The following is a 10492-nucleotide window of genomic DNA, read 5'->3' as shown; positions in this document are numbered from 1 at the left end:
GAGATGAAACGCACCACATTGAGGTCGTGGCTGATGAACAGACGCCGACGGCACCCTGGCCGGCAGCACGCTGACCATGGATCAGGCGCTGCGCAACCTGATCGCCATGGGGCTGGATATTTCCGAAGCCTCGCTGCGCACCTCGACCTATCCGGCCGACTACCTCGGCGTCAAGGAACGCGGCCGCCTCAAGCCCGGCTGCTTTGCCGACATCCTGGTGTTCGATCGCCAGTTCAGATTAAAAGAAGTCTACGTAGAAGGAGAAAAGATTGACCTCGCTCATGCTTAAGGAGGCTCGCTCGGCCGGCAGTCACGTCGCCGAGCAGCTTGCCCGCGACCAGGCCCGCTATGCCGAACTGGGACGCTGGCTGCGCACCGCGCCGCCGTCGGGCATCGTCACGGTGGCGCGCGGCAGTTCCGACCACGCCGCCAACTATTGCGCCTACCTCACCATGGTGCGCCTCGGCCATATCGTGGCCTCGCTGCCGATGTCGCTGCTGACGCTCAACAAGGCGCCGCTGATTGCCCGCGACGCACTGGCAATCGCGATTTCGCAGTCGGGCCAAAGTCCCGACGTGATCGAGCCGATCCGCTACTTCCGCGACGGCGGCGCCACCACCGTGGCCCTCGTCAACGACGCCGAATCGCCATTGGCGCAGACCGCCGAATGGACGTTGCCATTGCACGCCGGCGCCGAACTCAGCGTGGCCGCCACCAAGAGTTTCATCGCCAGCCTGGTCGCTGGCGCCTTATTCGCCGGACACTGGCAAGACGATGCCGGCTTCCTGCATGCATTGGAAAGCCTGCCCGAGTCGCTGCAGCGTGCCGCCGACAGCGACTGGTCCAAGGCGGTCGAGATACTCGCACCGGCCAGGAACATCATGGTGGTCGGACGCGGCATCGGATTTCCGCTGGCGCTGGAAGCGGCGCTCAAGTTCAAGGAGACCTCCGCCATCCAGGCCGAAGCATTCAGCGGCGCCGAAATCAAGCATGGTCCGATGGCCCTCATCCATGAAGACTACCCCCTGCTGATGTTCGCCACGCGCGGCCGCCAGCGCGGCGCCAAGGTCTTGCTGGCGGCCCCGGCAGACATCGCAGAACGCGACCTCACGCTGCCGACTGCCGTCACGCCCGACCTCGATCCGATCGTGGCGATCCAGGCGTTCTATGTCATGGCCGCACAACTCTCGGTGGCGCGCGGCATGGACCCGGACAAGCCGCGCCATCTGAGCAAGGTCACCAAGACCAGCTAAGCGTTCCTCCCTGTGGCACCTTGTGGTATCGGTGTTCTTCGCCGCCTGCGCCTGCAAGGGTCCAGGCGGTTTTTCTTTTGCCGATGCACCAACGTCGACAGTGCATCGTCAGCATATTGTCAGCCTATTTGCTCTCGTCAGCAAAATAAACGAAAGTTGAAAGCTATTAGAAAGCTATCCCCAAAACGATTGGGATAGACTCGCAGCGTCGGCGAACAACAATAATTCCAGCGTCGATGCACTGCCCAGAAAATAAATGAGTCCTGACCATTCAGGCATACACAGAGAGACATGATATGACTTCTCCCACGATAGCTTCGTCCTCGAAATTCGCCACCGTCCTGCGCGTCACCAGCGGCAATTTCATGGAAATGTTCGACTTCTTCCTGTTCGGCTTCTACGCCAGCTACATCTCGAAAGCCTTTTTCCCCAGCGGCGACGAATTCGCCTCGCTGATGCTGACCTTCATGACCTTCGGCGCCGGTTTCCTGATGCGTCCGCTGGGCGCCATCATCCTCGGCGCCTACGTCGACCGCGTCGGTCGTCGCCAGGGCCTGATCGTCACGCTGGCGCTGATGGCGCTGGGCACCGTGCTGATCGCCTTCGTGCCGGGCTACGCCACCATCGGTTTGCTGGCCCCCGCGCTGGTGCTGATCGGTCGCCTGCTGCAAGGTTTCTCGGCCGGCGTCGAACTCGGCGGCGTGTCGGTCTACCTCGCTGAAATGGCGACGCCAGGCCGCAAGGGTTTCTACGTCAGCTGGCAATCCGCCAGCCAGCAAGTCGCGATCATCTTCGCGGCAGCCATCGGCTACGGCCTCAACATCTGGCTGACCAAGGACCAGGTCGGCGACTGGGGCTGGCGCGTGCCGTTCTTCATCGGCTGCATGATCGTGCCGGTGCTGTTCGTGATCCGTCGTTCGCTGCAGGAGACCGAAGAATTCCTGGCGCGCAAACGCAAGCCCAATCTGAATGAAATCTTCCGCTCCATGGTGGAGAACTGGAAGCTGGTCATCGCCGGCATGATGCTGGTGTCGATGACCACCGTATCGTTCTACCTGATCACCGTGTACACCCCGACCTTCGGCAAGAACGTGCTCAAGCTCAGCACCGAAAGCGCGCTGATCGTCACCTTCTGCGTCGGCATCTCCAACTTCATCTGGCTGCCGGTCATGGGCGCCCTGTCGGACCGCATCGGTCGTCGTCCGCTGTTGCTGGTGTTCACCATACTCACCATCCTGACCGCTTACCCGGCCATGACCTGGCTGGTCGGCGACGCCACCTTCGGCAAGATGCTGGTGGTGGAACTGTGGCTGTCCTTCCTCTACGCCAGCTACAACGGCGCAATGGTGGTGGCGCTGACCGAAGTGATGCCCGTCGACGTACGCACGGCCGGCTTCTCGCTGGCATACAGCCTGGCCACCGCGGTCTTCGGCGGCTTCACTCCCGCCATCGCCACCGGCCTGATCGAAATCACCCACGACAAGGCCGCGCCCGGCCTGTGGATGAGCTTCGCCGCCGTCTGCGGCCTGATCGCCACGCTGGTGCTGTATCGCAAGAAATCACTGGCGGTGCCGCTGGTAGCCTGATTTTTCAAGCATAAAAAAGCGGGAAGCGGCTTGCGCCCTTCCCGCTTTTTTTCGCCTGCAAAATCCCTTGCAAAAAATCATGCCAAAGTTGAGGCGGTTTCCGCGAGCACGCTTCCGGGACAACCGGCCCCGTATCCTTGATCACGCGTACCGTCAGATTGGATCCGGAGGACGGTCAACTGCGCAAACGTTCGCATGCCCCGACCTGATGAAATAACAGAAAGATGTCGGTCATTGTGTAAAATTCCATCGCGATGGCCTGGCGGCAAGGCGTGAATCTGGACGTGAAGACACTCTCACCTTATAATCCGCAACGCGTGCAAGACGCTTCCGGACCCGCGGAAAGGGTTGAACCCACTTGTCTGTCTTCCTATTCACGCCTTTTGTGCAGCCGACGTTGCGGGTCTCCGGCATTTGACGCACGGAGGTGTCCATGAAACGCATTCCCCCACGACCCGATATCGGGCACTTGAAAAAACAGGCCAAGGAGTTGCTGGCCGGCTATCGCCAAGGCGATCACGCGGCCTTGCGGCGATTTCGGGAATCCCTGCCTGCCGCCCGTGACAAGGACGACAACGGTCTGCTTGCGCAGTCGCTGCGTCTGCACGATGCGCAATCATGCCTTGCGCGCGAATACGGTTTCCCCTCGTGGGCCGATCTGCAAGTCTTCGTGCTTGCCCGCCAGGCACTGGCAGATACGCCGGGCCGGACGTTGCAACACTGGCTGCAAATGCTCTACGCGAACGACGTCGCAGGCGGCCACAACGCCAGCCGGCCCGCAGTGGCAATCCGCCTGCTTGAAGAAAATCCTGCCCTGCCGGGCGACGATCCCTACCTTGCATGCGCCGTGGGCGATGAACCGGCCTTGCGCCGCGCCACGGCACGGGACCCCGCCTGGGTCCACCGGGCGGGTGGTCCGCTGTATCTGCCCCCGCTGGTGGCGGTGACGCATTCCGCGCTGGCAAACCAACCCGGCTTCCGCGAGCGGCTGCACAAGTGTGTCAGTTTCTTGCTGAACGCCGGAGCGCCGCCTGATCAATCCATCGGCAACCGGATGCATCCCGCATCGGTGGAACACCCTGACGAGACCGAACAATTTTCTGCACTTTACGGGGCTGCGGGCAAGGCCCGTGACCCCGAATTGACCCGGCTCCTGCTTGATGCCGGTGCGAATCCGAACGACGGCGAATCGCTTTACCATTCGCTGGAAGCGCCCGAATGCACCAGACTCTTGCTGGAAGCCGGAGCCAAGATTGCCGGATCGAACGCGATCTATCGTGCGCTCGACCTCCGGGAACCTCGCGCGTTGCAACTCCTGCTCGCCCACGGCGGCGATCCGAACGAACCGCCTGGAGGCGGGCCCACCGCTGAATGGGGCGCACCGCTGCTCTGGGCAATCCGCCGCCGCTGCTCGATCGAACACATTCAATCCCTGATCGACGCCGGCGCCAGCCGGCGCCTCGGTGGACGCCTGCACGCCTGACGGCATACCGGCGTACACCCTGGCGCTTCGTTTCGGACGCCCCGACGTTGCCGGACTGTTGGGACATGCGAATGCAAGCAAGCGCCCTGTCGCCGCAGAGGAAGCTTTTGTCGCCGCCTGCGCCCGGGGCGATGTCGACTCGGCACGCTCGATCAAGGCCGGTCATCCCGGCGTGATCGCTGCATTGGACCCGGCCAGGCTGCGCACGCTGCCCGAACTTGCGGCGCAAGGTTGCAGGGAGGCGGTAAAAGCCATGGTGTCCTGCGGTTGGCCGTTGGAAGTGCGAGGTGGCGACATCGACGGCTCGGCGCTTAACCAGGCCGTCTTCCGCGGCGACGCCGACCTCACGCGTTTTTTACTCGAGAATGGCGCCGATTGGCGGACGCTGCACGGATTCAACGACAACGTCTGTGGCAGCCTGTCCTGGGCCTCCCTCAACCGACCGGTCGAAGGCGGTGACTGGGTCGGATGCGCCCGTGCCTTGCTCGCCAGCGGGTTGCCGGCGGTGCGGCCGGATGCGGATGAAGAAGACATCTTGCTGATCGGGGAGCGACGTTACCAATTCCCGGACGAGGTTGCGGACGTGCTTCTCGAGAGGGGCAGCGGGCCGTCAAACCGGACGGAGTAACTTGCCGGCGCCGGTGTGGTCAAGACGTCCCGCCACCCCGGCGCAGCACCGCTTGGCGTCCCGCTCAAGGTCAATTCCGTCACAGCCGGTTCGCCTCAGCCGGGCAACCAGGCGCCATCCCGATACACCAGCTCATCATCGAGATAGACCGCCTCCGTCACCGCAAACACGTCAATGTGATAGCGCGCGGTCGTGCGTCGGATATTCGGCTTGCTGTAGACGCCGTGCTTGGCGCCGAGCGACAGATGGATGCCGCACATGCGCTCGTAGGTGCCGATGTCGTCGACCATGCGCTCCCGTGAAAACGCGCGGTTCATGCCGAAGCCCAGCTCGCGCAGCCAGACTTCTCCTTCATCGGTGCGAATCTTCTCCAGCACCTGATCGAAGTCCGGTGTGGAGCCGATTGCCTCCACCACGCGGCCTTTGGCGACCACCAGGGTGATCGGTTGCTCCGGCCGGTTCACCCGGAATGTGGTGTCGCCGAAAACAAAAATGCGCACGCGTCCGTTCACCGCCTCCAGGTCCTGTGATTCGGTAAACACTTCGCCAATGGGGAATTGTCCGCCGACGTTGTTCATCTCGCTGTAGTCGCCGATGTTCAGCTTGGCCGGTTCGAACGGTGCGGCAAAGACCAGACGCTCGCCGCCGCTGTCGACCACCCCGCCCTGCGCGCGATCGATCCGCGCCTTCAGGGCGTAGCCGACGCCGCGGTAATACGCCGGGTCATAGGCCAGCGATGCAATGTAGTAATCGGCCTGCGCCCCGGGCATGCGCGACAGATGGGGATGTTCGATCACCTTGAGCGAACGTTTGAACAGCTCGACCCGCAGGCGGAACGCCTCGAGGCGGAAGTTGGTGGATTGGACCAGCACCACCAGATCGCCGGGCTCAAGACCGGCAAAAACGGTTAGCACCTCGTCCGGAGCGACTGCATCGAAATCGATGAAACGCGCAGTCGGCAGGCAACGCCGATAGGCTTCCGTCAAGGCAACGGCAAGATCGCAACGCGTGTCGGCTACCACCACGGCAGCACGCGGCGGCGCATGTTCGATCGCCATGGTGAGGATGTCGTGCAAATGTTTTTGCGCGAGATCGACCGCTTCCTCGGTAATCGTACCGAAGGATGGCGTGACCTGTTGCTGCTTCTCTGTGGGGTGCATCGTCTATGTGTCGCGTCGTGAGGTGGTGAGGTCAGCCAGGCGCGCGCTTTCAAGGACGCGTTGTTTCCTGTCAGGCCTGCATTTTAATCGACATTGGATGGCATCCTCCGCTTACGAAAACCAGTAGGTGAACGCATATCGGTGCTTGCCGGACTCTCGCTGGATTTTCAGTTCTCCCATGAGGCCTGACAGTTCTCCCGTCCCCGATCCCGGCACCACGTTCACGCTGAGCGTCTCGCCGCCAGCATGCATCTGGCCGAAATGGGCCAATGCAAATCCGCCGGTGCGCCCGTCCAGCGTTCCCTGCACGGACTCGATCGCGACATAGCTTGCCTCGCCCTCCGCTGGCCGACCGGCCGTCAGCATTTCGCCCTGGGAGTCGCCCTGCAATGGTCCGTGATATTGTTTGACGAGGACGTGACGCCCGATGGCAGGCCCGGACGTTGCCGAAACGACAGCAGATGGCGGACCGATGGTCACGGTAAAATCGCCGCTGACGAAAAACTGTCCTGAAGCTTGAGAAGACGATTGCATACATACTCCCATTGAAAAAAGCAGGATCGGATCATCGGATGGAATTACGCTTTTAACGCAAGCAGCGCATTTCTCATCCCGCATAGTAAACAATGAATAAAAAAAGCATCAAGAATCTCATCTGCAATCTGGCAGGCATCGCAGTTGTCCTGGCGATGCTCTATAGAATTGGCATCCATTTCTTCGCCGGCTCATTTCTTTATGCTGCGGGCTGGCTACTTCCCGGCATGTGGGGGCTCTGGATTGTTTTGGCATTCAAACACGACAAGGATATCCCCGGCATCGGTCCCTATCGCTATGGTGACGGAGCCAATCAGGTCGGCAGGGGCATGTTCGCAGTGCCAACGGTGATCTTGATAGTGATTGGCTGCATTTACGGATGAAGAACTGCTCCTGGCGACCGTCGCTTCCGGTCCCGCCCAAAGAAAAAGCCCGCTGAGCGGGCTTTTTCCATTTGCGGTCTATCAACTGAATTACTTCTTCTCCTCCCGCAACGCTTTCATCTTCACCGGCGAATCCGTCATCACCACATCCACGCCCAGTTGCTGCGCGCTGCGATAAGCCGCCGCCGAGTCAACGCCGAACACCATCACGTGCGTGTCCGGATTGCTGCGGAAGCATTTCATCGCGGCCGGCGTCCACCAGTGCGCGATGACTTCGGAGACGCCTTCGCCAAGCGTGAACTTCTCCACCACCGCGACCTTGCGCTCCAGCTCGATGCCCGACCAGGTTCCCGCTGCGGGCGGCGCATCGCAGGCGCCGCCGTTCAAGGCGATGCGCGCCAGCCGATCGCGGGTGGCGTCGCGCGACTCGAACACCCGGGCCTTCGGCTGCTGCGCCATCAGCGCAATCACGTTGGCGTCGGTGGAATAGAAACGCACGCGTTGCCAGGCGTTTTCTTCACCGATCACTTTGGCGACCGCATTGACCAGCGTCTCCGCCGGCACCTGCTTCATGTCGATGACGACAGGCGTCGCTGCCGGCACGGCGCGCAAAGCTTCCCGCAGCGTCGGCACTTGCACCGGTTGCTGGCGATACGGATAGCTCTTGTTGCCGGCGGCGTCAGTCACCGCATACATGTAGCCGGCGTTGAGCGCGGTCAGCTGTGCTGCGGTGAGCGTATTGACCACGCCCTTGCCGTCGGTCAGCGCGGCCACGTCGGCCGGACGGTACAGCACCGGCACGCCGTCGCTGGAGACCTGCACCGTCATCCACAGGATGTCGGCGCCGTGCTTCAGCGAATTCTGCAAGGTCGGGATGGTGTTTTCCGGACCGTCGCCGGTGCCGCCGCGATGCGCGGCGATCAGCGGATCGGCGCCAGCCGTCAGCGCCATTCCCAGCAACGCGGCCGTGATGCCCGACTTGATTGAAGTTGTCATGCGCACTCTCCTTCAGGCGATCAGAACTTGTGGCGGATGCCGGCGGTCAGGACGTTCTGCGTGTTGCTGCCGCCCGGCGCCACGTACAGGCCCGGATTGAACATGTCCGACGAACGGATGTTGGCGTAGAACAAATACAGGTCGGTGCGCTTGGACAGGAAGTAATCCACGCCCAATGAAACCTGCGTCGCCTTGCCGTCGCTACTGGCGCCGACGAACTTGGAACGCGTGGTCACGAAGTTGGCCAGCAACTGGGTCGTCGCGGTGACGTTGTAATTGACACCGAAGTCGATCAGGTCGACCTTGCTGTTGTTGACGCCGCCGAAGGTGAATGCCGCACCGGCCGCGCCGGTGAAGCCGGTCATTGCGGCTCCGGCCGCAACGGCCAGCGGCTGCTTGACCTGTGAGTACGAACCGTACAGGCGGACGTCGCCGAGCTTGTAGGAGCCGCCGACCAGGAAGGTTTTCAGCGAGGTGCTGGCGATGCTGCCGGTGACCGCGCCCGGTGCAATGCCGGAGTCGCTGGAACCGGTGAAGGTGTTGTTGGCCGTCAGCTTGTTCTGGAAATATGCAGCGCCGAACGACAACGGACCGTTGTTGTAGCTGCCGCCGATGCCGAACGACTGGCCGGCGCCGGTCGAGCCGGCCTGTTCGCCGAAACCATACAGCGCGCTCAGTGTCACGCCGCCGAACACCGGCGAGTTGTAACGCACCGAGTTGTTGACTCGCGAACCCTGCGTACGGTCGAGGTTCAATGCATGGATATTGTTGACCACGCTACCGAAATCGAGCGCGCCGTTGTAGGGGGCAAGATCATCAATGTAATCCTTCTGACGGCCGAGATGGATGGTTCCCAGGCTCCCCGACAAACCGACGATGGCGGTGCGGCCGAAGAACAGGCCGCCTTGCGCCAGCGCTCCGGTATCGGCGTTGAAGCCGTTCTCCAGCGTGAACAGCGCCTTCAGTCCGCCGCCCAGATCTTCCACGCCTTTGAAACCGATGCGCGAACCCTGCGCCACGGCGGTATCCATGCTCAGGCGCGAACCGGTGCCGGTCGGATTGCCCGGGGTGGCATTGGCGACCTTGTCGGTATAGGTCAGGCTGGGATTGATGATCCCGTAGATGGTGACGCCCGATGAGGCATCGGTCGTTTGCGCTTGCGCAGCGGCGGCGAAAGAGAGGACGGCGAAACACAGCGGCAGCGACATGGCGAGAGCAGTTTTTTTCATGAATGGTTTTCAGAAAAGTTGAATGAGGGTGAAGCCGGATTGCGGAGCGAACTATGCCCGCGATATATGACATCGCCATGACGTTGCGACTATATGAAAGCCGAATAACGTTCATATGAACGTCACGATCCGGTAACAATCGGCCGATAACATGCATCACGTTTTCAAATGAACCAGTGAATGGATAAGTGAACATGTCGGCAACGCCTGCAGTTACTCCCTCCCTCAAGCCCGTCCTCAAGCCGGCCTCGTTGCGCCACAACGAAATCATTGCGCTGTTCCGACAACACGGATTCCTGACGATGGAAGCGCTGGCCGAGCACTTCGCCGTCACCACGCAGACCATCCGGCGCGACATCAATGCGCTGTGCGACGCCGACATCCTGCGACGCCGGCACGGCGGCGCCGAACTGATCCTGTCGGCGCGCAACCAGCCCTACGACATGCGCCGCATCAACAACCTCGAACAGAAGGCCGAGATCGGCGCCGCCGTCGCCGCACTGATCCCGAATTCGTGCAGCGTGCTGATCGGCATCGGCACCACGCCCGAGCAAGTCGCGCTGGCCCTGGCCAAACATGACCATCTCACCGTCATCACCAACAACCTGCGTGCGGCGCTGGCGCTGTCGACCAACCAGAACAACCAGGTCATCGTCCCGGGCGGCACGCTGCGCTTTCCGAATCCGGAAATCCTCGGCAACGACGCCGACAAACTGTTTCGCAACTTCCGCGCCGACTTCGGCATTTATGGCGTCGGCGGCGTCGACACCGACGGCACGCTGCTTGATTTCGATCGCATGGAATCGAGCTCGCGACAGGCCTTGCGCGAGAGCTGCCGCACCCAGATCCTGGTCACCGACAACTCCAAATTCGGCCGCCAGGCGCCGGTGCGCGGCGGCCATCTGTCGGACCCCGACATCCTGGTCACGGACAGTCCCTTGAGTCCGACGCTGGCGGCCATGCTGGCCGGTAATACGCGGGTCGTCGTGACGTCGGAGCCTGACTCGAAGCCTGACTACAGCACCGACGCCGACCACCAATCGATTACCTCCGCGGCCACGGGCAATTCCGTCATGGCCGCCATCGCAGCAGGCAAATGAACATGCAGGACACCAACATGAACACAGACGTCGCCATCCGCCTTACCGGCATCAGCAAATCCTGGGGTGCGCATCAGGTCATCAAGTCGCTCGACCTGGAGTTCGGTCGCGGCCAATTGGTCGCCCTGCTCGGCCCGTCC

10 protein-coding genes and 1 pseudogene are annotated in these 10492 nt (G+C 61.9%); 7 read left to right on the top strand and 4 right to left on the bottom strand.

What is annotated here, in order from left to right; translation table 11 throughout:
* Positions 1 to 46: 46 nt before the first annotated feature.
* The 5 genes and pseudogenes from HLUSI_RS0109085 to HLUSI_RS34785 all read left to right on the top strand — a co-directional run.
* A pseudogene (locus tag HLUSI_RS0109085) lies at positions 47 to 289 on the top strand (amidohydrolase family protein); the annotation flags it as partial.
* The gene (locus HLUSI_RS0109080; RefSeq protein WP_016833672.1) at positions 282 to 1253 is read left to right on the top strand and encodes an SIS domain-containing protein; all 972 of its coding nucleotides are present in this window, start codon (positions 282 to 284) and stop codon (positions 1251 to 1253) included. The pseudogene HLUSI_RS0109085 and the gene HLUSI_RS0109080, both read left to right, overlap by 8 nt.
* Positions 1254 to 1549: 296 nt before the next feature.
* Positions 1550 to 2839, top strand: a complete 1290-nt coding sequence (tcuC, locus tag HLUSI_RS0109075) for an MFS transporter (RefSeq protein WP_016833671.1) — start codon at positions 1550 to 1552, stop codon at positions 2837 to 2839.
* A gap of 433 nt (positions 2840 to 3272) precedes the next feature.
* Entirely contained in the window at positions 3273 to 4322 is a 1050-nt protein-coding gene (locus HLUSI_RS34790) for an ankyrin repeat domain-containing protein (protein ID WP_330987159.1), read from the top strand.
* Positions 4303 to 4950 carry a hypothetical protein gene (locus tag HLUSI_RS34785; protein ID WP_330987158.1) on the top strand — a complete coding sequence of 216 codons (648 nt, stop codon included), beginning with the start codon at positions 4303 to 4305 and terminating at the stop codon, positions 4948 to 4950. Before HLUSI_RS34790 ends, HLUSI_RS34785 begins: the two co-directional genes overlap by 20 nt.
* 95 nt (positions 4951 to 5045) lie before the next feature.
* Here the strand turns inward: HLUSI_RS34785 and HLUSI_RS0109065 are convergent, their stop codons facing one another.
* Together HLUSI_RS0109065 and HLUSI_RS0109060 are read right to left on the bottom strand one after the other, a co-directional pair.
* Complete coding sequence (locus tag HLUSI_RS0109065) at positions 5046 to 6110, bottom strand: M29 family metallopeptidase (RefSeq protein WP_016833670.1); 1065 nt, start codon at positions 6108 to 6110, stop codon at positions 5046 to 5048.
* 111 nt (positions 6111 to 6221) lie between these two features.
* On the bottom strand, positions 6222 to 6644 hold the full coding sequence (locus HLUSI_RS0109060; RefSeq protein ID WP_016833669.1) for a DUF3224 domain-containing protein: 423 nt from the start codon (positions 6642 to 6644) through the stop codon (positions 6222 to 6224).
* 92 nt (positions 6645 to 6736) lie between these two features.
* On the opposite strand from HLUSI_RS0109060, the gene HLUSI_RS0109055 reads away from it, so the two are divergent.
* On the top strand, positions 6737 to 7027 hold the full coding sequence (locus HLUSI_RS0109055; protein ID WP_016833668.1) for a hypothetical protein: 291 nt from the start codon (positions 6737 to 6739) through the stop codon (positions 7025 to 7027).
* 90 nt (positions 7028 to 7117) lie between these two features.
* Here HLUSI_RS0109055 and HLUSI_RS0109050 read toward each other — a convergent pair whose 3' ends face one another.
* On the bottom strand, positions 7118 to 8023 hold the full coding sequence (locus HLUSI_RS0109050; RefSeq protein ID WP_016833667.1) for a glycerophosphodiester phosphodiesterase family protein: 906 nt from the start codon (positions 8021 to 8023) through the stop codon (positions 7118 to 7120).
* Positions 8024 to 8043: 20 nt separating this feature from the next.
* Positions 8044 to 9252 (bottom strand): porin, encoded by a 1209-nt coding sequence (locus tag HLUSI_RS0109045; protein ID WP_029363311.1) that lies wholly within the window; start codon positions 9250 to 9252, stop codon positions 8044 to 8046.
* Between the two features lie 194 nt (positions 9253 to 9446).
* Between HLUSI_RS0109045 and HLUSI_RS0109040 the strand changes: the two genes are divergently transcribed.
* A complete protein-coding gene (locus HLUSI_RS0109040; RefSeq protein ID WP_050977670.1) occupies positions 9447 to 10352 on the top strand; it encodes a DeoR/GlpR family DNA-binding transcription regulator in 906 nt (301 codons plus the stop codon).
* The last annotated feature ends 140 nt before the right edge of the window (positions 10353 to 10492 follow it).

Source organism: Herbaspirillum lusitanum P6-12 (assembly GCF_000256565.1).
Lineage (GTDB): Bacteria > Pseudomonadota > Gammaproteobacteria > Burkholderiales > Burkholderiaceae_D > Herbaspirillum > Herbaspirillum lusitanum.
The sequence above is the reverse complement of the archived record's forward strand: the minus strand, read 5'-3'. Positions and strand labels throughout refer to the sequence as shown.

Coding starts and splice junctions, on each gene's coding strand:
- HLUSI_RS0109045 (WP_029363311.1), bottom strand. CDS start 9,252: ATGAAAAAAACTGCTCTCGCCATGTCGCTGCCGCTGTGTTTCGCCGTC.
- HLUSI_RS0109065 (WP_016833670.1), bottom strand. CDS start 6,110: ATGCACCCCACAGAGAAGCAGCAACAGGTCACGCCATCCTTCGGTACG.
- HLUSI_RS0109060 (WP_016833669.1), bottom strand. CDS start 6,644: ATGCAATCGTCTTCTCAAGCTTCAGGACAGTTTTTCGTCAGCGGCGAT.
- HLUSI_RS0109050 (WP_016833667.1), bottom strand. CDS start 8,023: ATGACAACTTCAATCAAGTCGGGCATCACGGCCGCGTTGCTGGGAATG.
- HLUSI_RS0109080 (WP_016833672.1), top strand. CDS start 282: ATGCTTAAGGAGGCTCGCTCGGCCGGCAGTCACGTCGCCGAGCAGCTT.
- HLUSI_RS34790 (WP_330987159.1), top strand. CDS start 3,273: ATGAAACGCATTCCCCCACGACCCGATATCGGGCACTTGAAAAAACAG.
- tcuC (WP_016833671.1), top strand. CDS start 1,550: ATGACTTCTCCCACGATAGCTTCGTCCTCGAAATTCGCCACCGTCCTG.
- HLUSI_RS0109055 (WP_016833668.1), top strand. CDS start 6,737: ATGAATAAAAAAAGCATCAAGAATCTCATCTGCAATCTGGCAGGCATC.
- HLUSI_RS0109040 (WP_050977670.1), top strand. CDS start 9,447: ATGTCGGCAACGCCTGCAGTTACTCCCTCCCTCAAGCCCGTCCTCAAG.